The organism is Agrobacterium sp. YIC 4121 (genome assembly GCF_002008205.1).
GTDB lineage: Bacteria > Pseudomonadota > Alphaproteobacteria > Rhizobiales > Rhizobiaceae > Agrobacterium > Agrobacterium leguminum.
Genome location: NZ_MRDI01000027.1, coordinates 319,582 through 341,952 on the forward strand (window position 1 = coordinate 319,582; position 22,371 = coordinate 341,952).

Below are 22,371 nucleotides of genomic sequence, written 5' to 3' on the forward strand. Positions count from 1 at the left end.
GGGGCGCTTGCCTAATGACGCCATAGACTTTTTCGCGACAATACAATATATCGTTTACTCAAATTAAGATCAGTAATTTAATAAAGAAATATTTCACATCTATGTTACCATTCTCTGGTTTATTCGGCCGGATTGTTAAAGGTCTTGGTAAAAACTCCGAAGCGCTTCTGCTTTTCGGTCTTTCCACAGTGGCTATCGCTCTGGTCTACATGAAAGTGAACGAGTGGCTTGCTTGCGGTATGCCCATGGCGCTTTATATCATGTATATTGTAAGGCAGGAGCGAAGTGAGAAACATGCTGTTGCGATGGCCAAGCACGATCTGGACAAACTTGAAGTGACCAGAGCTGCAAGCCTTGCGAAAGCATATGGGAAGAAAATGAAACCGCAGGGGCAGATCGCCTCTTCCGTACCAAGGGCAAGAAGATAGGAGGTGGCAACAATGTTCGATTTACAAATGACTGTAGCGCCCCTCGCCGCTTTCCTTGTGGGGATTCTGGTTGCGTGGAGTTACAAGCGCCGGATCGCCCAGCATAGGGAACGGCTCCGCGATCTTCAGGAAACACGTAAGGCAATGCTCTCGCATTACGACGCGATGGACAGAATTATTGCCCACGAGGCCGTACCCGAAAAAATAAAGCGTTCGATGATTTCTGTCACGAATGCGCTGAATGATCGCGAGCTCGCGATAAAAATGTGCGCACTTCTGACCACCAAGCCTCGGTCTACCAAGAGCAGCGGTTTCGAAGACGCCGTCTCCAAACTGCGTATAGAACGGCCGGACGTCATGGATGATATTGAAACAGCCATGAGTTCAGCACTTTTCATCGTCATGCTGCGCTGGCCGGAAACATCGAAACAGTTCAAACAGTTCGTTGTATCGTCAATGGTGAGTGAGCACAGGGAAGCAACGGTATTCAACCGGGTCGCCGAAATCGTTCGCACAAACACGACGCGACAACGGCTTGGGAACGATCCGATCGAATCAGACGGCGCATACGCGTGATAGAAACGATGCAGGCCGCACGGCAAATCCTTCGCTGCCGCGCGGCTTTCCAGTCTCAAACTTCCCCCTGTGGGCAAAGGCCCTTGCATTCCGGGCAAAAATCCGTATAAGCGCGCTGTTCACAACACCCGGTCCAATTGGCTGGTGGCTGAACGGAGGGCTGGTTCCGGTAACGGAACAGCAGGAACCATAAGGTTTTTCCGGCCTCCCGTGTCTCCGCTCTCGACCGTCTCGAACAACGCTTTTCTTGCTTTAAGGCCTTACCGCCTTACCCAAGAGCAGTCGTTGAGGCTTAGCGCCGTTGCCGGGTGAAGGACGAAACGCAAGAAAGGCAAAGCTTAAATGGCTCTTTACGAACACATCTTCCTTGCCCGGCAGGATATTTCTGCCCAGCAGGTCGACGCACTTGTCGAGCAGTACAAGGGCGTTATCGAATCGTTCGGCGGCAAAGTCGGACGCATCGAGAACTGGGGTCTGAAGTCCCTCACCTACCGCATCAAGAAGAACCGCAAGGCTCACTACGCTCTCATGGACATCGACGCTCCGGCGGCCGCCATTCATGAAGTCGAGCGCCAGATGCGCATCAACGAAGACGTTCTTCGCTACATGACCATCGCCGTCGAAGCCCACGAAGAAGGCCCGTCCGCAATGATGCAGAAGCGCGACCGTGATGACCGTCCGCGCCGCGATGGCGACCGTCCGGACCGTGGCCCGCGTGAAGATCGTGGCCCGCGCGCGCCGCGCGAAGGTGGCTTCGGCGACCGCGAAGACCGTCCGCGCCGTCCGCGCGAAGACCGTGCATAAGAAGGAGTTTTGACCAATGGCTGACGCATCCTCTTCCCAGGCACGCCGCCCTTTCCACCGCCGTCGCAAGACGTGCCCCTTCTCCGGCGCAAACGCTCCGAAGATCGACTACAAGGACGTACGTCTGCTGCAGCGCTACATTTCCGAGCGCGGCAAGATCGTTCCGTCCCGCATCACGGCCGTTTCCCAGAAGAAGCAGCGCGAACTCGCCCAGGCGATCAAGCGCGCCCGTTTCCTCGGCCTGCTGCCCTACGTCGTAGCGTAATACACTAAACGAAGACCCTCTGGTCCCAAACCAGAGGGTCCTCATCCTTCCGCGTTGGGCGCGGATCGATACCATAAAACCCATGTTGGGGATGAGGCTCCAGGGAGCGATCCTCTAACTGCTTTCGTTTCAGCAGGACAGCGAAGTGCAAAAGTTGAACCAGACAGTGCTGATAACCGGCGTTCTCGCCGGCATATGCGCCGCGTTTTTGACGCTTGGCGCAACGGCACAGTCGTCCTTTTCCTTCCTGCTCTATGCCGGTTCCGCCATGCCGATCCTGATCGCAGGCATGGGCTGGGGCAATCGCGCCGCCATCGTCGCGATCATCACCACGGCCATCATCGGCGCTCTCGTCATGTCGCCGCTGTTTGCGCTGACCATTGCTATCTTCACGCTGATCCCGGCGGGCTGGCTTTCGCATCTCGCCAATCTGGCACGCCCGGCCTCCGAACTCGGCGGCCCGGACGATCTTCTCGCCTGGTATCCGCTCTCCGGCATCGTCCTGCACCTGTGCTTTCTGGTCTCCATCGCTGTCGTCATTCTCGGCTGGATGATCGGTTACGGCCCCGATCTGGTCGCCCGCATGGTCGATATCATGATGACCTCGGTGCAGAACCGCGAACCGCTGTTCGAACCCAATGCCGAGGCGCTCGCCCAGACGAAATCGCTGCTGGTGCTGATGCTGCCGATCGTGCAGGGCGGCCTGTGGGTCATCCTTCTGTTTGCGGCCTATTATTTCGCGACCCGGGTGGTCGGCTCCTTCGGCAAGGGCCTTCGCCCGCGTGAGGATATCGCTTCCGCGCTGCGCATGCACCGCAACGCCATCTTCATTTTTCTGGCCGGCATTGTCGCCATGTTCCTCGGCGGCGTCGCGGCCATGGTCGGCGCGGTCATCTGCGGCACCTTCGGCGCGGGCTTTCTGATGGCGGGTTACGCCTCGCTGCACAAGCGCGCCCGCGGCAAGGACTGGCGGCTGCCGGTTCTCATTCTCGCATATCTCTCGGCGGTCTTTGTCTTTCCGCTGTTCATCATTCTCGTGTTCGGCCTGAGCGACGTGCGCAGCACGATCTCTCTTACTCCGACGCGGAAAACCGACAATACGAACGAAACCAAACCATAGAAAGGATCAAGAAGATGGACGTCATTCTTCTCGAACGCATCAACAAGCTCGGCCAGATGGGCGAAACCGTAAAGGTTCGCGACGGCTACGCCCGTAACTTCCTGCTGCCGCAGGGCAAGGCGCTGCGCGCCAACGCTGCCAACAAGGCACGTTTCGAAACCGAGCGCGCAACGCTCGAAGCCCGTAACCTCGAGCGCAAGTCGGAAGCCCAGAAGGTTGCCGAGGCCCTGGAAGGCAAGTCCTTCATCGTCGTCCGTTCGGCTGGCGAAACCGGCCAGCTCTACGGCTCTGTCGCCGCTCGCGACGTCGTTGAAATCCTCGGCGCAGAAGGCTTCAACATCGGCCGTAACCAGGTTGAACTGAACACGCCGATCAAGACCATCGGCCTGCACAACGTTACCCTTCACCTGCATGCCGAAGTCGAGCTTCAGGTTGAGCTGAACGTTGCCCGTTCGGCTGAAGAAGCAGAGCGTCAGGCCAAGGGCGAAAGCCTCACCTCCGCTGACGCCATCTACGGCGTTGACGAAGACGCGCTGCGTCCGGAAGACTTCTTCGATCCGGAAGCCGATCGCGACGGCGACGACGAATAAGATTTGGCTTAACGGTCAAAGGAAAACCCCGGATGGAAACATCCGGGGTTTTTTGTTTGCGCGCTGAGAGTTTGCAGGGAAGTTTACCCCCCTCTGCCCTGCCGGGCATCTCCCCCTCAAGGGGGGAGATCGATCTGCGGCGAGGTCTCTTCCATCTCAACGTTTGCGAATGAAGTGGTGGCAGTGCCTCTTGCCGATCTCCCCCCTTGAGGGGGAGATGTCCGGCAGGACAGAGGGGGGTGAAGCCGCAGCCACCAAACTTTCCTACTACTTCTCCGCCGTCTCCGCTCCCTCAGGCGCCTTGCTCTTATCCACATGCACCACCACCGACATGCCGGGCGACAGATCCGCGGCCAGCGGCTGATCCGCATCGATCACGATACGCACGCCGAGGCGCTGGGCGATCTTCACGAAATTGCCCGTCGCGTTATCCGGCTTGATGACGGCGAATTCTGAGCCGGTGGCGGGCGAGAACCGTTCCACATGGCCGGTAAGCTTGCGGCGATGCAGCGCATCCACGGCGATCGTCACCGGCTGGCCGACCTGCATGCCCGCAAGCTGGGTTTCCTTGAAATTGGCGATGACCCAGACATCATGCGGCACGACGGCCATCAGTTGCGTTCCGGCGGTGACATATTGGCCGGTGCGGACGCCGACTTCGCCGAGCCTGCCATCCACAGGCGCGTGGATTTCGGTATTGGCAAGGTCGATCCGGGCAAGCTCGACGGCCGCTTCAGCATTGGCGACGGCCGCCTGCAGCGAGCTGCGGTTGACGATGATGGTTTGCAGATCCTGCCGCGAAACTTCAAGCGCCGCCTTGGCCTGCGAAAGCGACGCCCGCGCCTTTTCGAGTGCGGCATGGGCCTCTTCCTGAAGGCTGGAGGTTCCCGCACCGCTCTTGATGAGGTTATCCTGACGGTCGGATGCGAGCTGCGCCTGTTTCAGCGAGGCCTGCGCGCTGTCGACGGCCGCCTGGCTGGAAAGAATATTGGCATTGGCCGCATTTTCCTGCTGGCGGGAATTATCGAGAGCCGCCTTCTGCGTATCGAGCGTTGCTTCCGCCTGCGCCTGCTTCTGGCGGTAGATGCGGTCGTCGATCTTCGCCAGCAGCGCGCCTTGGCTGACCTCCTGATAATCCTTCACCGGCACGTCCACCACATAGCCGCTCACCTGCGGGCTCATCGTCGTGACATAACCGCGCACGAAGGCGTTGTCGGTCATTTCGACGGTGGAAAGGAACGGCGGCAGCCGCCAGGCGTAAAGCACCAGCGCCACGCCGGCGAGACCGCCGAGCAGCACGAGAATGGAAACGGGGGTAAAAAACTTCTTCAGCATTTTGTCACTCTTGGAATGGTCAAGACTGTGGTGCCGGTGCGGCATCGATTTCTTCCCGGAAAAGGAAAGGACGGATGCGCAGCCATGCAAGGTGGATCAAAAGCGCGGCCAGCGCCAGCGCAGAGACGACGGAGATCAGCAGGAACGTATCATTATAGGCAAGCACATAGGCCTCCTTGCTGACCTGCTGGCCAAGCAGCGACAGCCCCTCGGCCTTCAGCAATGCCGGATCGGTGATGACATGGCTGTAAGCGCCGGAAAGCTGCGAGACGCGCTGGGCGACCATCGGATTGGTGAGCAGGATATTTTCCACCAGAATATTGGAGTGGAATTTCTCCCGCAGCGTCACGAAACTGCCGAGCAGGCCGGTCATCAGCATCGATCCGGTGATCTGGGTAAACAGGAAGATGGTGATGAAATTCACCAGATAGGGCGCACCCCGGGCCAGTGCGGCGGCAAAACCCTTTGCCATGACGGGCGGCAGGAACATGGCCGCGCCAAAGGCAATCATCATCTGGCTGAGATACATCTCACCCGGCCTCGTCAGATTGTTGGACTGGCTATCCATGAACGAACCGGCGGCGATCAGCGCCAGCGCAATCACGTGGGCGGTATCGACGTATTTCGTGAGCATCAGCCACGCACAGGCCGCACCGCCGAGAACGGTCGCCAACAGCACAAGTGCGTAAAGTGTCGTCGTCTGTTCGTTCAACAGGCCGAGCTGCTGGTAAAAGCTGACCGCCGTTGACGATTGCTCGGAGGAAACCGCGCGGTAGACGAGCAGGACCGCAATAATGTGCAGGTTGGTTTTCGAGAAAATCCAGCGCAGGTCGAGCAGCGGGTTCTTGCGCGGCAATTCGATGAAAGCCATGAGGGTCAGAAGTGTGATCGACGTTGCCAGAAGGACGCCCAGCCACCAGGTTTCGAACCACCAGTAGAACCGGCCGAGCGTGAGCATGACCGCCAGACAGCCGAGACCACCTGCAAACAGAAGATAGCTCAGAATATCCATGCGCTCGATAACTTTCGCGCGCGGCGGCGGCGTGACTTTCAGCACATAGATCATGGCGAAAGCGATCAGCGCGAATCCCACTTCCATGGAATAGAGCGCATTCCAGCCGTCGATTTCCAAGAGGGATGGCGAGACGATGCGCGCGAGCGGCGCCGACAGCAACGTGCCGGTCAGCGCTATGCTGAAACCGAGCGAGAATTTCCGCGCAGGCGGAAAGGCCTCCAGAATATAGAGAAAGCCGAGCGACGAGATCGGTGCGGCGGCCATGCCACTGACAAAACGGATAACGATTGCCGAATGCAGGTCTGTCACGAACAGGTTGAGACAGGAAGCGACGACAAACACGATAATCGAAACTTCGGCGAAAGGCCGCAGGCCATATTGCGCCCGGACCTTAAACAGCGCGATGGAAAAGGTGGCATAGGGCGCCATATAGGCGGCGGAGAGCCAGGCGACCTCGGCCACGGTGGCGGAAAACTCGCCCTGCAACTGGTAGATATTGGCCATGACGAGGTTCATGCCCAGACCCTGGGTAATGAAGAACGACAGGCCCGCGAAGATGAAACACAGCCGCAGCCATAGCGGCCGCTCGGCCGGCTGAGGTGCGGCGGCGGCAGGCTCTGTCACTGTTTCAGCCGCGCCCGAAGCACTCATCGGCGTCACAGCCTCTTCCGGAAGGTCGGCGGGTTTGGAGACCGCCTCAGCATTTCGGGCAGCGGCCTCATCTGCGGTTTGTGGCACCGGGGTACTCACGACTGCGCCCTCCCCGCCGCCAGATGTTGCAGATTGGCCGAAAGCCGGCGCATGACATCGAGCGCCATGGCCAGTTCCTGCGAAGAAATATCGGCGGCAATCTCGGAGCGCAGCGACTTCGCCATCGCCTGCACCGTCTCGGAGGTTTTCTCCCCTTCCGCCGTCATGTGGATGCGTTTAGCGCGGCGGTCGTTCTCATCGGAACGGCGTTCGATGAGGTTCTGTTTCTCCATGCCATCGAGCACCCGCACCAGCGTCGGCGTTTCGATTTCCATTTCCTCGGCAAGCTCGGTCTGCGTCAGCGGTCCACGACGCGAGAGTGCAAAAAGCGCTCGCGCCCGTGCAAGCGTCAGCCCGCTCTCCCCCACCCGCGCATCGAAAAACGCGCGCAGTTTGCGGGTAAAAGCGGAGACTTCATCCAGAAGCTGTTCCTTGTCGGTCTCGCGGGACATGTCAGCAAGCCTTATAATTAGCACACTACTTATTTTCTGCCTATTTATTCGTAAGACTGACGATTTTCAAGTTTCTTTCACGCCGGGTCTGCCATGCGATAAACTCATGGCAGCGAATCACCTTGCCGGCAGGATCCGGCGCCTTGTCCCCAACCCGCCTGTGGATTGCTGGGGACAACTGAAGAAGTGATCGAGCTTCGCAGAGCGGACGTCAGCCTGCCATAGAGTGTTGCAACATTATCATTGACTGCCATGCCCCAGAAAGCCAAACCCGAGGTTCAAGGACAAAGGCAAAGGGAGATCGCGCAAACCATGAACGACGCTGTGAGAAAGATCACCCCCGCGCAACCGGCGGAACCGCATTACCGCGAAGCGCCGAACAACATCGAGGCCGAACAGGCGCTGCTCGGCGCCATCCTCGTCAATAACGACGCCTATTACCGCGTGTCGGACTTTCTGAAGCCCGTGCACCTTTACGAACCGCTGCACCGCAAGATTTTCGAGGTGGCGGGCGATATCATCCGCATGGGCAAGACCGCCAATCCGGTGACGATCAAGACCTTCCTGCCCGCCGACGACAAGATCGGCGATCTGACGGTGGCGCAGTACCTCGCGCGCCTTGCGGCGGAAGCCGTCTCCATCATCAATGCGGAAGATTACGGCCGCGCGATCTATGATCTGGCGCTGCGCCGCGCGCTGATCCAGATCGGCGAGGATGTCGTCAACATCGCCTATGACGCGCCGCTCGACATGCCGCCGCAGGCGCAGATCGAAGACACCGAACGCCGCCTGTTCGAGCTGGCGGAAACCGGCCGTTACGATGGCGGTTTCCAGTCCTTCAACGACGCCGTGGCGCTGGCGATCGACATGGCGGGCGCCGCCTTCGAACGCGACGGCAATCTCTCCGGCATTTCCACCGGCATTCATTCGCTCGACGCCCGCATGGGCGGGTTGCAGCGTTCCGACCTTATCGTGCTTGCCGGTCGTCCGGGTATGGGCAAGACCTCGCTTGCGACCAACATCGCCTACAATATCGCCGCATCTTACGAGCAGGAAGTGCAGCCGGACGGGTCGTACAAGGCGAAGAACGGCGGCGTCGTCGGCTTCTACTCGCTCGAAATGTCGTCCGAACAGCTCGCCACCCGTATCATTTCCGAGCAGACCGAAGTCTCCTCCTCGAAAATCCGCCGCGGTGACATTACCGAGGCTGACTTCGAAAAGCTTGTCGCCTGCTCCCAGATGATGCAGAAGGTGCCGCTTTACATCGACCAGACCGGTGGTATCTCGATTGCCCAGCTTTCCGCCCGCGCCCGCCGCCTGAAGCGCCAGCGCGGCCTCGATGTTCTGGTGGTCGACTACGTTCAGCTGATGACCGGCTCCGGCAAGAGCGGCGAAAACCGTGTGCAGGAAATCACCCAGATCACCACGGGTCTGAAAGCGCTCGGCAAGGAACTCAACGTTCCGATCATCGCGCTTTCACAGCTCTCCCGTGCGGTGGAAAGCCGCGAAGACAAACGCCCGCAGCTTTCCGACCTTCGTGAATCCGGCTCCATCGAGCAGGACGCCGACGTGGTGCTTTTCGTGTTCCGCGAGGAATATTACGTCAAGAACATGGAGCCGCGCGATATTTCCGATCCCAAATATGCCGAATGGGAAGCGCTGTTTGACAAGGTCAAAGGCACGGCCGACGTCATCATCGCCAAGCAGCGTCACGGACCGACCGGCACGGTGAAGCTCGCCTTCCAGTCCGAATTTACCCGCTTTACGGATCTGGCCGATCCGAGCTTCAGCCAGTACGAAGAACATTGATCTGGAGCACAGCGAGGGTGATGTATTTTTGCCCTCGCTGCGCCCGTTGCATTTCGAACGCAGAGTCCGGAATCTTTTCAGGACTTTGGCAGGATTTTTTTACAATCCGATTCCGCGCAGCAGCGCCACGGCGGCAACACCGAGCGTTGCGGCCGGCAGAAGGCTGAGGCGCAGCGCCGCGATGGCGGTGATTGCGCAGGCGATGGTTTCCGCCGGCCCGCTGGCGAGCGCCGTCGGTGTCACCACGGCCATCAGGACGGCGGGCGGCACCACGCCGAGCGCCTTTTTCAGGCGTGGTGTCAGTGTAAAATGAGTGACCAGCAACAGGCCGCCAAGGCGCGTGGCGACGGTTGACGCCATCATGGCAAGGATTGTCAGCAGCGTATTCGGATCGAGTGTCATGCTGGCTGCTCCGCCTGTTCCTCGTGGCCGAAGGCGGCGACGGCCAGACCCGCCAGCGCGCCGGCGGCGATATACCAGGCGCCGGGAACCAGCGCGTGGGTGAGACAGGCGGCAGCGGCGCTTGCCAGAAGCACGAAGCCGGTTTCCCTGCCCTTCCAGAACCCCATGAGCAGCACGATGAAGACGGCGGGAAAGGCGAAATCCAGACCGATGACCGACATGTCCCCCACCACCGCACCGAGCAGCGCGCCGGCAAGGGTTGCGAGGTTCCAGACGAGATAGATGGAGAGCGCTGCACCAGTGAAGAAACCCGCCGTCAACCGGCCGGCAATGACACGGAATTCCGACAATGCCCAGGATTCATCCGTCAGCACCAGCATGGCGGCATATTTGCGCCAGCCCCTGAAATCATCCAGCTTGCCGGCTATAGAGGCGCTCATCAGCACATGGCGCAGATTGACCAGCAGCGCCGCAAAGCCGAGTGCGCTCCAGCTTGCCGGATGCGTCCATAGATCCATCGCCACGAATTGCGAACCGCCGGCAAAGACCAGCAGCGACATTAGCGAGGCTTCGAGCGGTGACAGACCCTTGCCGATGGCGACCGCACCGAACACCACGCCGATGGGCACCATGGCGACCAGCAACGGCGCGGCTGCCCGCAATCCCGCGCTGAATTCCGTGCCTTTTCCCGATATCGACATCGCATTCTCCCTTTCGAAAGAGAGGGATTACGCTTGCGACATTGTTCGGTCTTGAACGAAAGTGATGTCAGGCGGTTTTCTGCTGAAGCGCCGCTTTTTTTGTCGCATTTCCGAACGGAAATGCGGGGTTTGAACTCAGGCTACCCGAAACTGCCCCGGTGTGACACCGGTGCGGGCCTTGAAATGTCGGGTGAAATGCGCCTGGTCGGCAAAACCGCACATCGCCGCCACCTCGGCCGGCATCTCGCCGGCGCGCAGAAGCCGGCGCGCCCTGCGGATGCGCACATCCGTCAAATAGGCATGGGGGGTAATGTGAAACTCTTTCCTGAAAGCGCGAATGAGGTGCGCACGGCTGAGACCGGCGATGGAGGCCAGTTCCTCTAGGCCGATATCGGTCTCGTAATTGTCGGAAAGATAATCGCGGGCGGTATAAACCGCCGTTTTCTCGCGTGTTTCGACGGGCAGGATAATGGCGCTGCCGTGCCTGCCGAACAGGGCGGCGAGAACCGAGAACATGCCCTCATCCGCCTCCAGAGCGCCGGATTTCTCCTCCAGCCGCCGATGCGCCATCTGGAAAGCCGCCGCCATCTTCGGATCGCGGGGCAAAAATCTCGGAAAGGAGGGCGTGCCGTGAAAGGCCCTGCCCGTCACATCCTCGATAATATCGCGCAGCAAGCCGATATCGGGATAGATCATCCGATAGCGATAACCGCCGCCGCCCGGTGCGCCATCGTGAACCTCATCCGGGTTGATGAGATAAAGATGCCCCGGCCCCGTCTGTTCGGTGGTGCCCTGAATGGTGGAAATCTGCGAACCGCTTTCGATCGCGCCGATCGAGAAGGTATCATGCGCATGCGGCGAATATTCATGCGTCAGAAAAGTCGCGCTCAGGCACTCCATGCCGCCAAAACGCCTGTCGCGCCAGAAACGGGTGGTCTCCGTCGTCGCAATCGGCATGACATCTATGGCCTGTTCCTGCGAAACATTGTGCATAGCGTGAGTTTAAAACATTCCATCCTTACCGTCTTGAACAAAAGTGCTAGGGTCCAAACCGGTTCAAGATCAACCGGACGCATGGCATGACAGACGACTTCGAAGACAGCTTTCCCGAAAACGAAACCGACATTTTCGAGCACGCACCGCTGAGGCTGACCGTCGATCTCGGCGCGCTCGCCGATAATTGGCGGGACATGAAGAAGCGTTCCGGCAGGGCGCGGACGGCGGCGGTGGTCAAGGCCGATGCCTACGGTCTCGGTATCGAGGATTGCGGAGCGACGCTTTACCACGCCGGTGCGCGCGATTTCTTCGTGGCGACGGTGGCAGAGGGCGCGACCCTGCGTTCCTATGCCCCGGAAGCGCGCATCTTCGTGCTGTCAGGCATATGGCAGGGGCAGGAACGGCAGGTCTTCGACAACGATCTCGTGCCGGTTCTCGCCTCCGAAGAACAGCTCTCCTTCTGGATGGCGACGGTTGCGGAGCGGGGCGATCACCCCTGCGCGCTGCATGTGGATACCGGCTTCAACCGGCTCGGGCTGCCGCTCGACGACGCGCTGTTTCTGGCCGACGACGTGACACGGCCGGCGAGTTTCGACCCGGTTCTGGTGCTGTCGCATCTCGCCTGCGCCGACACGCCCTCATCGCCGATGAACAGGGTCCAACTCGAATCATTCCGAAAGGTTAGCGCCGCTTTCGAAGGCATCGAATCAAGCCTCTCGGCTTCCGCCGGTATCTTCCTCGGCTCGGAGTATCATTTCGACCTTACCCGCCCCGGCATCGCCCTTTATGGCGGCGAAGCGGTCGACGGCATGGCGAACCCGATGCGTCCCGTCGCCACAGCCGAAGCGCGGATCATTCAGATTCGCGAAGCGGGCGAAGGCCAGACCGTGAGTTATGGCGGCACCTTTCTGCTGAAGCGCGCAAGCCGCCTTGCCATCGCTTCCGTCGGTTATGCGGATGGATATCAGCGTTCGCTTTCCGGTTCCGGCATTCCGCTGCGCGAAATGGGCCATGGCGGCGCCTATGGCGTCGTCAACGGCCACAGGATTCCGGTCGCCGGCCGCGTGACCATGGACCTCACCATCTTCGACGTGACGGATGTTCCGGCCAATGCCATCCGTGCCGGCGACTATATCGAGCTTTTCGGCCCGAACGTGCCGGTCGACGAGACCGCGCGGGCGGCCGGCACCATCGGTTACGAGATGCTGACGGGACTTGGCCTGCGTTACGAGCGGCAATATCTGATGGCCGACGACTGAGCCGCGCCTTTAGCCCTTGGAAAGCTGCGGCGACCTGTGCTAGAAGAGAACAAAAGGAGATCGAAATGCCCGAAATCCATTTGAGCGAGCAGGACGAGAAGTTCATCGAGGAGCAGGTGGCGGCGGGCGTCTTTAAGGACGCGGATTCGGTCGTCTCAGCGGGTCTGCGTTTGCTGGGCAGCAAGGAAGGCAAGCTTGTAGAGCTTCAACGACTGATTCAGGAAGGGCTTGATGATGTGGAGGCTGGACGGGTTATGGAGTTCTCCAGTGCAGATGATTTTACTGCACACATTATGAAGCTGGCGGAGGAGCAGAATGAAGCGAAGGCGTCTAGTGGTCACCGCACAGGCGCTGAACGATCTTCTGGCCGATCATAATTACATTGCCCAATTCAATCCCGTTGCTGCCAGACGCTTTCTAGACGACATCAACGGCAAAATGATCTCGCTGGCGCGATATGGGATAACGGGCGTACCTCGAAGTTTCGCGCCGAATTTGCGGGCCTTCCCTTATCGTGAGCGATGCATCTATTTCATTGTCGATGATAATAAAATGTATGTGCTGCGCGTGCTTCACGGCCACCAAGACATTTCCGCCGACCATTTCAAACAAGAAGCAAACTGACATAACATGGCCAAAGCCAAGACCCAATTTGTGTGCCAGAACTGCGGCACGGTTCACACCCGCTGGGCGGGAAAATGCGAAGGCTGCGGCGAGTGGAACACCATCGTCGAAGAGGATCCGATGGGTGGCATCGGCTCCGGGCCGGGCAAGACACCCAAGAAGGGTCGGGCTGTCACCCTCACCTCGCTTTCCGGCGAGATCGAGGAAGCGCCGCGCATTCCGACCGGCATCAGCGAACTCGACCGGGCGACCGGCGGCGGTTTCGTGCGCGGTTCGGCGGTTCTGATCGGCGGCGATCCGGGTATCGGCAAATCGACGTTGCTGATGCAGGCCGCAGCGGCTCTTTCGCGGCGCGGACACCGCATCATCTATGTCTCGGGCGAAGAGGCGGTGGCACAGGTGCGTCTGCGCGCGCAGCGTCTCGGGGCTGCGGAAACCGATGTGCTGCTGGCGGCGGAAACAAATGTCGAGGATATTCTGGCGACGATTTCCGAAGGCAAGCGGCCTGATCTCGTCATCATCGATTCCATTCAGACGCTTTGGAGCGATACGGCCGATTCCGCCCCCGGCACGGTGACGCAGGTGCGCACCGGCGTGCAGGCGATGATCCGTTTCGCCAAGCAGACCGGCGCGACCATGGTGCTCGTCGGCCATGTGACCAAGGAAGGCCAGATCGCCGGCCCACGCGTGGTCGAGCACATGGTCGATGCCGTGCTTTATTTCGAAGGCGACCGCGGACATCATCATCGCATCCTGCGCACCGTCAAGAATCGCTTCGGGCCGACCGATGAAATCGGTGTGTTCGAAATGTCGGATCGCGGCCTCCGGGAAGTCTCCAACCCCTCCGAACTGTTTCTCGGCGAACGCAACGAAAAGTCGCCGGGTGCTGCGGTTTTTGCCGGCATCGAGGGCACGCGGCCCGTGCTTGTCGAGGTGCAGGCACTAGTCGCTGCCACTTCGCTGGGTACGCCGCGTCGCGCCGTGGTCGGCTGGGACAGTTCACGGCTTGCCATGATTCTGGCTGTGCTAGAGGCCCATTGCGGCGTGAAGCTCGGCCAGCATGATGTCTATCTGAATGTCGCCGGCGGCTACCGCATTTCCGAACCGGCCGCCGATATGGCGATTGCCTCGGCGCTGGTTTCATCGCTTGCCGGTCTTGCCCTGCCCGCCGATTGTGTTTATTTCGGCGAAATCAGCCTGTCGGGCGCGGTTCGGCCGGTTTCGCATACGGGCCAGCGATTGAAAGAAGCTGAAAAACTTGGCTTTTCCGCCGCACTTCTGCCTTCTGCTTCGGCTGAATTGCCGAAAGGCGGCAAGGGACGCTGGACGGAAATCGAAAGCCTTCCGGACCTCGTGGCCCGCATCGCCGGCTCCGGCAACCGGTTCAAACAGGTTGAGGACGACGAATATTGATCCTTTCGCCAAGGGAAACAGTGGTGTAAGAGGATCGCAAAATTGGCAAGGCAGCGTCTGACAAGGCGTCGCACCTCCGGAGTTGGTATATGCCCATTACAATTTTCGACGGCATCGTCATCGCCGTTGTTCTTTTCTCCGCCCTTCTTGCAATGGTGCGCGGTTTTTCACGCGAGATTCTGTCGATTGCGAGCTGGGGCGGTTCGGTCGCCGCTGCCTATTATCTCTATCCGGTCCTGCTGCCCTATGCGCGCAACTATACCGATGACGACAAGATCGCCATTGCCGGTTCGGCGGGCGTGGTCTTCCTCGTCTCGCTGATCGTGATTTCCTTCATCACCTCGCGCATTGCCGATTTCATCATCGACAGCCGCATCGGCGCTTTGGATCGCACGCTCGGTTTCCTGTTCGGCGCGGCGCGCGGCATTCTGCTGCTTGTCGTCGCAGTCGCCTTCTGGAACTGGCTGGTGGATGTGAAGACGCAGCCGGAATGGGTGACGCAGGCGAAGTCCAAGCCCTTCCTCGACGGGCTGGTGGGCAAGCTGGAGGCGGTTCTGCCTGACGATATCGAACCGCAGATCCGCGCCCGCATCCTCGGAAAACCACAGGAGCCGGCAGCCACTCAGGCGCCTGCGGAAGATGTGCCGGCAACAAATCCGCCGGCAACGAATAATTGACACAGTGTCGCGCCTTGCAATGCATGCAAGGCGCGCTATTTGTGCTAAATATCAAGCACGACACAGACGGACCGACCGGGGGAAATACTCACCGGAGAGGTCTTTCTTTTTTTCTCGGTAGAGAGCAAGGGCAAGCCGGATGATTGAGCCGCTTTCGCATTCCCCGTTCCCTGGGGCCACTTTCAAGGAAGAGATCGATGGCGACACGCTGCATGAAGAATGCGGCGTGTTCGGCATTCTCGGCCATGCCGACGCCTCGGCGCTAACCGCTCTCGGCCTGCATGCGCTTCAGCATCGTGGCCAGGAAGCAGCCGGCATCGTCTCCTTCGATGGCAAGCGCTTCCATCAGGAACGCCATATGGGCCTCGTCGGCGATCATTATACCGATCCGGCAACCCTTGCCCGCCTGCCCGGCTCCATCGCCATTGGCCACACCCGTTATTCGACGACGGGCGAAGTTGCGATGCGCAACGTGCAGCCGCTATTTGCCGAACTGGAAGAAGGCGGCATTTCCATTGCCCATAACGGCAATTTCACCAACGGCCTGACGCTTCGCCGCCAGATCATCGCCACCGGCGCCATCTGTCAGTCGACGTCGGATACCGAAGTCGTCCTTCACCTCATCGCCCGCTCGCGCCACTCCTCCACCGCCGATCGTTTCATCGACGCCATCCGCCAGATGGAAGGCGGTTATTCGATGCTGGCGATGACGCGCACCAAGCTGATCGCCGCGCGTGACCCGATCGGCATCCGCCCGCTGGTCATGGGCGAGCTGGATGGCAAGCCGATCTTCTGCTCGGAAACCTGCGCTCTCGATATCATTGGCGCGAAGTTCGTTCGTGACGTGGAGAACGGCGAAGTCATCATCTGCGAAATCCAGCCGGACGGTTCGATCACCATCGATGCGCGCAAGCCTTCGAAGCCGCAGCCTGAGCGTCTCTGCCTGTTCGAATATGTCTATTTCGCCCGCCCCGATTCCGTCGTCGGCGGCCGCAACGTCTATACGACGCGCAAGAACATGGGCATGAACCTTGCCAAGGAAGCGCCGCTGGAAGCCGATGTGGTGGTCCCGGTTCCCGATGGCGGCACGCCGGCAGCACTCGGTTTTGCGCAGGAAAGCGGTATTCCTTTCGAATACGGCATCATCCGCAACCATTATGTCGGCCGTACCTTCATCGAGCCGACGCAGCAGATCCGCGCTTTCGGCGTCAAGCTCAAGCATTCCGCCAACCGGGCGATGATCGAAGGCAAGCGCGTGGTGCTGGTGGATGATTCCATCGTGCGCGGCACGACCTCGGTGAAGATCGTGCAGATGATCCGCGAGGCGGGCGCCAAGGAAGTTCATATCCGCGTTGCCAGCCCGATGATCTTCCATCCGGATTTCTACGGCATCGACACGCCGGACGCAGACAAGCTGCTCGCCAACCAATATGCCGATGTCGAGGCGATGGCGAAATATATCGGCGCCGATTCACTGGCCTTCCTGTCCATCGACGGACTTTACCGCGCCGTTGGCGGCGAAAACCGCAACCCCGCCCGTCCGCAGTTCACGGACCATTATTTCACCGGCGATTACCCGACCCGCCTTCTCGACCAGAACGGCGAGGCGATGGGCAGCAAGATTTCCATGCTGGCCAGCAACGGCTGATACGCCTCACACAAAGCGGCAATCGGGCTTCCGGTGGCCGCTTTTTTCTTGCCTTTTGTTAAGGCCCTCGCATGCGACGATATGATCGCTTGCGGAAAGCCAGCGGCGCTTCGTAGAAGGAAGCGCAATCAATTCGGGGGAGACAATGACTACCGATCTGAAGGGGACTATCGATCTCAAGGGCCGCATCGCTCTCGTTACCGGCGCATCGCGCGGCATCGGCTATTTCACGGCGCTGGAGCTGGCCAAGGCCGGCGCGCATGTCATCGCCTGCGCCCGCACGGTGGGCGGCCTTGAGGAGTTGGACGACGCCATAAAGGCCGTCGGCGGCACGGCGACGCTGGTTCCCTTCGATCTCTCCGACATGAAAGCCATCGATGCGCTGGGCGCGAATATCTTCGAGCGCTGGGGCAAGCTCGATATTCTCGTCGCCAATGCCGGCGTTCTCGGCGTCATCTCGCCGGTTGGCCATATCGAGGCGAAAGTCTTCGAAAGGGTCATGAACATCAACGTCACCGCCACCTGGCGGCTGATCCGCTCGGTCGAGCCGCTGCTTCTGAAGTCGGATGCCGGCCGCGCGCTGATCCTGTCTTCGGGCGCCGCCCATAGCTGTCGCCCCTTCTGGGGCGTCTATTCCACCTCCAAGGCGGCAGTCGAAGCGCTGGCCCGCACCTGGGCGGCGGAAACGCAGAAGAGCGCGCTTCGCGTCAACAGCATCAATCCAGGCGCCACGCGCACGGCGATGCGCGCGCAGGCCATGCCCGGCGAAGACCCGGCCACCGTGCCGCATCCATCTGAGGTGGCCGCAGCCATTCTTCCGCTCGCCTCGCCCGATCTCAAAGAGACCGGTAAACTCTTCGTCGTGCGCGAAGGAAAATTCGTGGATTACCGTCAGCCAGAGTGAATATTTTCCGCTCGGAGCGGCGATATGGCCGCCACGGTTGCTCTTGACCGGGCCGCACCGCCGCGCCATAAAGCAAGATATGAGAACGATGATCTGCACCTCCTGCTGAGATTTTTTTTGCTGGTTCGCCACCGGCCAGATCGTTTTCGTCTCCCGCAAGGTCAAGAAAGATAAACGTTCCGGCCAGGATAATATTCTGCCTTTAGGGAACTGCCGCATGTCCTTGCGCCTGAAATTTCACAATACACTCACACGCGAAAAAGCGGAATTTGCACCGATCGACGCTGACAATGTGCGCATGTATGTCTGCGGCCCGACGGTCTATGATTTTGCCCATATCGGCAATGCGCGCCCGGTCATCGTTTTCGATGTTCTCTACCGGCTGCTGCGCCACGTCTTTGGCGAAGACCATGTGACCTATGCCCGCAACATCACCGATCTTGATGACAAGATCAACGCGCGGGCGTTGCGCGACTATCCGCATCTGCCGCTGAACGACGCCATCCACGCGGTGACAAAAAAGACCGCCGACCAGTTCCATGAGGATGTGGCCACGCTCGGCTGCCTTCCGCCGACCGTCGAACCGCGCGCCACCGACTACATCGCGGAAATGATCGACCTCATCGAGAAGCTGATCGCCCGCGGCCATGCCTATACGGCTGGCGGAGAGGTGCTGTTCGATACCCGCTCGATGGCGGATTATGGCCAGCTTTCCAAGCGGCCGCTGGACGAGCAGCAAGCCGGCGCGCGCGTGGCGGTGGAAGCCCACAAGAAAACCCCCGGCGATTTCGTGCTGTGGAAGCTGTCCTCGGATAATGAGCCCGGCTGGGAAAGCCCCTGGGGCCGTGGCCGTCCGGGCTGGCATATCGAATGCTCGGCCATGGCCGGTCGCTACCTCGGCGAGGTCTTCGATATTCATGGCGGCGGGCTCGACCTCATCTTCCCGCACCATGAGAACGAAATCGCCCAATCGCGCTGCGCCAACGGCACGCATGTCATGGCCAATGTGTGGATGCATAACGGCTTCGTGCAGGTGGAAGGCCGCAAGATGTCGAAGTCCGAAGGCAACTTCGTGACGATCTACGAATTGCTGCACAGGGAGAAATTCGGCGGCCGGAAATGGCCCGGCGAGGTTCTGCGCCTTGCCATGCTGATGACGCATTATCGCGAGCCAATCGATTTTTCGGTGAAGCGTCTGGAAGAGGCCGAACGCCTGCTCGCCAAATGGCCAGCAGCGGAAGCCTCCAATGCTGCACCGGATGAAACCGTGCTCGAAGCGCTTGCCGACGATCTCAACACGGTTGCCGCCGTGCAGGCGCTGCATGCGCTGGCGCATGCTGCCAACACCGATCCATCCAGGCTGCCTGCCTTTGCGGCCAGTGCTGCCCTGCTCGGTGTGCTGCCGAAGAAGGCGGAAATGGACGAGGCCATCGTTTCGGCCGTCGATGCGCTGGTGGAATTGCGTCTGGAAATGTTGAAGGCGAAGAACTTTGCGGAAGCGGATCGTTTGCGTGACGAGCTTTCCGAGAAGGGTATTCAGCTGAAGGATGGGAAGGACAAGGAGACCGGGGAACGGACGACGACGTGGGAGTTGAAGCGGTAATTTGCTGCTGCGGCTTGCGGTTTACCCCCCTCTGCCCTGCCGGGCATCTCCCCCACAGGTGGGGAGATCGGCTAGAAGCACACTCCCCGCTCCATCCGCAGCGTCAGAGTTGGGCGAGCGGTCACCGCGATTGATCTCCCCACCTGTGGGGGAGATGCCCGGCAGGGCAGAGGGGGGCCGACGGTCACCACAATCCGCTTGCGGTTTTGAGTTACCTCAACCAATCTAAGTTGAGGCACTAAACAGCGAGCCAAATCATGCCGCATGCAGACGTAGATCCGATGCATCGCCAATATGCGAAGCAGATGCGTAAAGTCATGACGGATGCCGAGCTGAAGCTCTGGAATGCCATTCGCGCTCATCGCCTTGAAAGACTAAGTTTTCGCAGACAAATGCCGATTGCCGGCTTTATCGTTGATTTCGCCTGTTCGGATCATCGTCTGATTGTTGAGGTAGACGGTTCTCAACACACATCTGAAGCGGCACTGCGCTACGATCAGGCAAGAACTGCGCGGCTTCAGGAAGACGGCTGGACAGTCCTCCGTTTCTGGAACGAGGATATCCTCAGAGACATCGACAATGTCTGTCTCCACATTATCCGAACGGTGAAGGAGGACCGACCATGACGACATATACCGGCGGATGCCAGTGCGGCGCGATCCGTTTTCGCGCCTCCGGTGAACTGAAAGACAGTTCCATATGCCATTGCCGCATGTGCCAGAAGGCTTTCGGGGCCTATTACGCGCCGCTGGTTTCGGTGCGCGGCGTGGAATTCGAATGGACGCGGGGAGAGCCGAAACGCTTCCAGTCCTCCAGCGTCGTCAAGCGCGGTTTCTGCCCTGAATGCGGAACTCCGCTGACTTATGAAGCGCCTGACGGTGTGGCGGTGGCGGCCGGGGCCTTTGACGATCCCGCCGCGTTGCCGCCGACCATTCAGTGGGGCGTGGAACGCAAGATCGATTTCGTCGACACGCTTCACACGCTGCCTGCGGTTGCCACAGAGGACGACCTGACGCAGGTGGATTACCTCGCCGATCTCGTTTCCTACCAGCACCCCGACCACGACACCGAAAATTGGCCACCGGAGAACAGATGATGAGCGAAGCGGGATTTTCCGGCGGTTGCCAGTGCGGCGCCGTGCGTTTCCATGCGGGCAAGCTCGGCCGGGCCTCCATCTGCCATTGCCGCATGTGCCAGAAACATTTCGGCAATTTTTTCGGCGCGCTGGTCAGCGCCGATCAGGCTCATTTGACCTGGACACGCGGCCAGCCGTCCCTCTTCCGATCTTCGGGAAAAATCCATCGCGGTTTTTGCAACAAATGCGGCACGCCGTTGACCTATCATTATCCCGGCGGCGTGGAGATCGCCATCGGCGCTTTCGATGAGCCCGAGCGGATCGAGCCGCAGGTGCAGGTCAATTTCCACAAGCGCATGCCCTGGATCGAGCAGCTGTTCGGCAAACCGGCCGTGGAACAGGGCGTGGACGAGGCGGAGATCACCTCCTATCAGCACCCGGATCACGACACGCAGGTCTGGCCGCCGGAAGACGAGCGCGCATGAGCGGGGCCGAGGGTTTCAGCGGCGGATGCCAGTGCGGCGCAGTGCGTTATCGGATAGAAGGCGGTCTTCGTTATCCGCATCTGTGCCATTGCCGCATGTGCCAGAAGGCATCGGGCAATTATTTCATGCCGCTTGCCGCAGCTGCGCTTACGCAATTTGAAATGACCCGTGGCGAAGCAGCGTGGTTCCAGTCTTCCGATCACGTGCGTCGCGGTTTCTGCGGCAGATGCGGCACGCCGCTATTCTATGACATGCCGGGCGCCGATTACATCAACATCACCCTCGGTTCGCTGGACGAACCCCAGCGGGTGAGGCCCGAGGCGCAATCCAATCTCGCCGGTAAAATGCACTGGTTCAGCTCACTCGATGGCTTGCCGGTCGAGCCGGAACCTGCAACGGATAGCCCTCCCCCTCGGGTGAAAAATTACCAGCACCCGGACCATGATACGGCCGAATGGCCAGCGAAGGACGATGACCCATGACCGAAGAATTGCGCGGCCTTTACCCCGAGATCGAACCCTTCGAGACCGGCATGTTCGATGTCGGGGACGGCCACACGATTTATTGGGAACGGGTGGGCACGCGCGGTGGAAAACCGGCGGTTTTCCTGCATGGCGGCCCCGGCGGCGGGGTGAACCCCACGCATCGCCGCGTTTTCGATCCCGCCCTTTACGACGTCATCCTGTTCGATCAGCGCGGCTGCGGCCGCTCCACGCCGCATGCCGAACTTGAAGCCAACACCACATGGCATCTCGTTGCCGATATCGAAAGGCTGCGCGAACTCTGCGGCTTCGAAAAATGGCTGGTTTTCGGCGGTTCCTGGGGCTCGACGCTGGCGCTCGCCTATGCCGAGACCCATCCGAACCGCGTCAGCGAACTGGTTTTGCGCGGCATCTACACCGTTACCAGACCGGAACTGGACTGGTACTACCAGTTCGGCGTTTCCGAAATGTATCCGGATCGGTGGGAAAAATTCATCGCGCCCATCCCGCAAGCCGAACGCGGCGAGATGATGCAGGCCTATAACCGCTATCTCACCGGCACCGACGAGGCAAAGAAACTCGAATGCGCCAAGGCATGGAGCCAGTGGGAAGGGGCGACCATCTCGCTCGTCAGCGATCCCGACCGGGTCGAGGATTTTGGCGAGGATAAATACGCCATCGCTTTCGCCCGCATCGAAAACCACTTCTTCGTCAATGGCGGCTGGCTGGAGGAAGGGCAATTGCTGCGCGACGCCGGCAAACTGAAAGATATTCCCGGCGTCATCGTGCATGGGCGTTATGACATGCCCTGCCCGCTGAAATATGCCTGGCAGCTGGCCAAGGCCTGGCCGAAGGCGGATTTCCACATCATCGAGGCGGCCGGACACGCGATGAGCGAGCCAGGCATTCTTGACCAACTGATCCGCGCCAACGACGGCTTTGCGGAAAAATAATCCGC

General features: G+C 59.9%; 26 protein-coding genes. 20 read left to right on the top strand and 6 right to left on the bottom strand.

Annotated features, from left to right (window positions below):
* Window positions 1-101 precede the first annotated feature (101 nt).
* The 6 genes from BTE54_RS23180 to rplI all read left to right on the top strand — a co-directional run bounded on the left by BTE54_RS23180 (window position 102) and on the right by rplI (window position 3,783).
* Window positions 102-428 carry a hypothetical protein gene (locus BTE54_RS23180; protein WP_065654089.1) on the top strand — a complete coding sequence of 109 codons (327 nt, stop codon included), beginning with the start codon at window positions 102-104 and terminating at the stop codon, window positions 426-428.
* Between the two features lie 12 nt (window positions 429-440).
* Window positions 441-1,004 carry a hypothetical protein gene (locus tag BTE54_RS23185; RefSeq protein WP_065654090.1) on the top strand — a complete coding sequence of 188 codons (564 nt, stop codon included), beginning with the start codon at window positions 441-443 and terminating at the stop codon, window positions 1,002-1,004.
* Between the two features lie 342 nt (window positions 1,005-1,346).
* Window positions 1,347-1,808 (top strand): 30S ribosomal protein S6, encoded by a 462-nt coding sequence (gene rpsF, locus BTE54_RS23195; RefSeq protein ID WP_003520723.1) that lies wholly within the window; start codon window positions 1,347-1,349, stop codon window positions 1,806-1,808.
* Window positions 1,809-1,824: 16 nt separating this feature from the next.
* Window positions 1,825-2,073: a 30S ribosomal protein S18 gene (rpsR, locus tag BTE54_RS23200; RefSeq protein ID WP_003502063.1), complete on the top strand. Its 249-nt coding sequence runs from the start codon at window positions 1,825-1,827 to the stop codon at window positions 2,071-2,073.
* A 145-nt stretch (window positions 2,074-2,218) separates the two neighbouring features.
* Window positions 2,219-3,193, top strand: a complete 975-nt coding sequence (locus BTE54_RS23205; RefSeq protein ID WP_078054096.1) for a DUF2232 domain-containing protein — start codon at window positions 2,219-2,221, stop codon at window positions 3,191-3,193.
* A gap of 14 nt (window positions 3,194-3,207) precedes the next feature.
* A complete protein-coding gene (rplI, locus tag BTE54_RS23210; RefSeq protein WP_003520720.1) occupies window positions 3,208-3,783 on the top strand; it encodes a 50S ribosomal protein L9 in 576 nt (191 codons plus the stop codon).
* A 267-nt stretch (window positions 3,784-4,050) separates the two neighbouring features.
* Here rplI and BTE54_RS23220 read toward each other — a convergent pair whose 3' ends face one another.
* Genes BTE54_RS23220 through BTE54_RS23230 form a run of 3 tightly spaced genes read right to left on the bottom strand, consistent with a single transcriptional unit; the run spans window position 4,051 to window position 7,335 of the window.
* Window positions 4,051-5,118 (bottom strand): HlyD family secretion protein, encoded by a 1,068-nt coding sequence (locus tag BTE54_RS23220; protein WP_065654811.1) that lies wholly within the window; start codon window positions 5,116-5,118, stop codon window positions 4,051-4,053.
* Window positions 5,119-5,137: 19 nt separating this feature from the next.
* Complete coding sequence (locus BTE54_RS23225) at window positions 5,138-6,883, bottom strand: MFS transporter (protein WP_185740812.1); 1,746 nt, start codon at window positions 6,881-6,883, stop codon at window positions 5,138-5,140.
* Entirely contained in the window at window positions 6,880-7,335 is a 456-nt protein-coding gene (locus BTE54_RS23230) for a MarR family transcriptional regulator (protein ID WP_065654093.1), read from the bottom strand. The genes BTE54_RS23225 and BTE54_RS23230 overlap by 4 nt, the downstream gene beginning before the upstream one ends.
* A gap of 312 nt (window positions 7,336-7,647) precedes the next feature.
* On the opposite strand from BTE54_RS23230, the gene BTE54_RS23235 reads away from it, so the two are divergent.
* A complete protein-coding gene (locus BTE54_RS23235; RefSeq protein ID WP_003520716.1) occupies window positions 7,648-9,144 on the top strand; it encodes a replicative DNA helicase in 1,497 nt (498 codons plus the stop codon).
* Between the two features lie 99 nt (window positions 9,145-9,243).
* Here BTE54_RS23235 and BTE54_RS23240 read toward each other — a convergent pair whose 3' ends face one another.
* The 3 genes from BTE54_RS23240 to BTE54_RS23250 all read right to left on the bottom strand — a co-directional run bounded on the left by BTE54_RS23240 (window position 9,244) and on the right by BTE54_RS23250 (window position 11,240).
* Window positions 9,244-9,546: an AzlD family protein gene (locus BTE54_RS23240; protein WP_065654094.1), complete on the bottom strand. Its 303-nt coding sequence runs from the start codon at window positions 9,544-9,546 to the stop codon at window positions 9,244-9,246.
* Window positions 9,543-10,247: an AzlC family ABC transporter permease gene (locus BTE54_RS23245; RefSeq protein WP_065654095.1), complete on the bottom strand. Its 705-nt coding sequence runs from the start codon at window positions 10,245-10,247 to the stop codon at window positions 9,543-9,545. The genes BTE54_RS23240 and BTE54_RS23245 overlap by 4 nt, the downstream gene beginning before the upstream one ends.
* Window positions 10,248-10,382: 135 nt before the next feature.
* Window positions 10,383-11,240, bottom strand: coding sequence for an AraC family transcriptional regulator (locus BTE54_RS23250; protein ID WP_198939215.1), 858 nt, complete (start codon window positions 11,238-11,240; stop codon window positions 10,383-10,385).
* 86 nt (window positions 11,241-11,326) lie between these two features.
* On the opposite strand from BTE54_RS23250, the gene alr reads away from it, so the two are divergent.
* From alr to pip, 13 genes are all read left to right on the top strand, one after another.
* Window positions 11,327-12,502 carry an alanine racemase gene (alr, locus tag BTE54_RS23255; protein WP_078054098.1) on the top strand — a complete coding sequence of 392 codons (1,176 nt, stop codon included), beginning with the start codon at window positions 11,327-11,329 and terminating at the stop codon, window positions 12,500-12,502.
* A 65-nt stretch (window positions 12,503-12,567) separates the two neighbouring features.
* Window positions 12,568-12,879, top strand: coding sequence for a type II toxin-antitoxin system ParD family antitoxin (locus tag BTE54_RS23260; protein ID WP_065654098.1), 312 nt, complete (start codon window positions 12,568-12,570; stop codon window positions 12,877-12,879).
* Window positions 12,836-13,126, top strand: coding sequence for a type II toxin-antitoxin system RelE/ParE family toxin (locus tag BTE54_RS23265; protein ID WP_078054099.1), 291 nt, complete (start codon window positions 12,836-12,838; stop codon window positions 13,124-13,126). The genes BTE54_RS23260 and BTE54_RS23265 overlap by 44 nt, the downstream gene beginning before the upstream one ends.
* A 6-nt stretch (window positions 13,127-13,132) precedes the next feature.
* Window positions 13,133-14,539: a DNA repair protein RadA gene (radA, locus tag BTE54_RS23270; protein WP_065654100.1), complete on the top strand. Its 1,407-nt coding sequence runs from the start codon at window positions 13,133-13,135 to the stop codon at window positions 14,537-14,539.
* A gap of 89 nt (window positions 14,540-14,628) precedes the next feature.
* Entirely contained in the window at window positions 14,629-15,216 is a 588-nt protein-coding gene (locus BTE54_RS23275) for a CvpA family protein (RefSeq protein WP_035261832.1), read from the top strand.
* Between the two features lie 139 nt (window positions 15,217-15,355).
* Window positions 15,356-16,864 carry an amidophosphoribosyltransferase gene (gene purF / locus BTE54_RS23280; RefSeq protein ID WP_003520704.1) on the top strand — a complete coding sequence of 503 codons (1,509 nt, stop codon included), beginning with the start codon at window positions 15,356-15,358 and terminating at the stop codon, window positions 16,862-16,864.
* A gap of 145 nt (window positions 16,865-17,009) precedes the next feature.
* On the top strand, window positions 17,010-17,768 hold the full coding sequence (locus tag BTE54_RS23285) for an SDR family NAD(P)-dependent oxidoreductase (RefSeq protein WP_078054100.1): 759 nt from the start codon (window positions 17,010-17,012) through the stop codon (window positions 17,766-17,768).
* A 217-nt stretch (window positions 17,769-17,985) separates the two neighbouring features.
* Complete coding sequence (cysS, locus tag BTE54_RS23290; RefSeq protein ID WP_078054101.1) at window positions 17,986-19,371, top strand: cysteine--tRNA ligase; 1,386 nt, start codon at window positions 17,986-17,988, stop codon at window positions 19,369-19,371.
* Window positions 19,372-19,628: 257 nt separating this feature from the next.
* The gene (locus BTE54_RS23295; protein WP_078054102.1) at window positions 19,629-19,997 is read left to right on the top strand and encodes an endonuclease domain-containing protein; all 369 of its coding nucleotides are present in this window, start codon (window positions 19,629-19,631) and stop codon (window positions 19,995-19,997) included.
* Window positions 19,994-20,467, top strand: coding sequence for a GFA family protein (locus BTE54_RS23300; RefSeq protein ID WP_003520697.1), 474 nt, complete (start codon window positions 19,994-19,996; stop codon window positions 20,465-20,467). The genes BTE54_RS23295 and BTE54_RS23300 overlap by 4 nt, the downstream gene beginning before the upstream one ends.
* On the top strand, window positions 20,467-20,931 hold the full coding sequence (locus tag BTE54_RS23305; protein WP_078054103.1) for a GFA family protein: 465 nt from the start codon (window positions 20,467-20,469) through the stop codon (window positions 20,929-20,931). The genes BTE54_RS23300 and BTE54_RS23305 overlap by 1 nt, the downstream gene beginning before the upstream one ends.
* A complete protein-coding gene (locus BTE54_RS23310) occupies window positions 20,928-21,413 on the top strand; it encodes a GFA family protein (RefSeq protein ID WP_078054104.1) in 486 nt (161 codons plus the stop codon). The genes BTE54_RS23305 and BTE54_RS23310 overlap by 4 nt, the downstream gene beginning before the upstream one ends.
* On the top strand, window positions 21,410-22,366 hold the full coding sequence (gene pip, locus BTE54_RS23315) for a prolyl aminopeptidase (RefSeq protein WP_078054105.1): 957 nt from the start codon (window positions 21,410-21,412) through the stop codon (window positions 22,364-22,366). Before BTE54_RS23310 ends, pip begins: the two co-directional genes overlap by 4 nt.
* Window positions 22,367-22,371 lie beyond the last annotated feature (5 nt).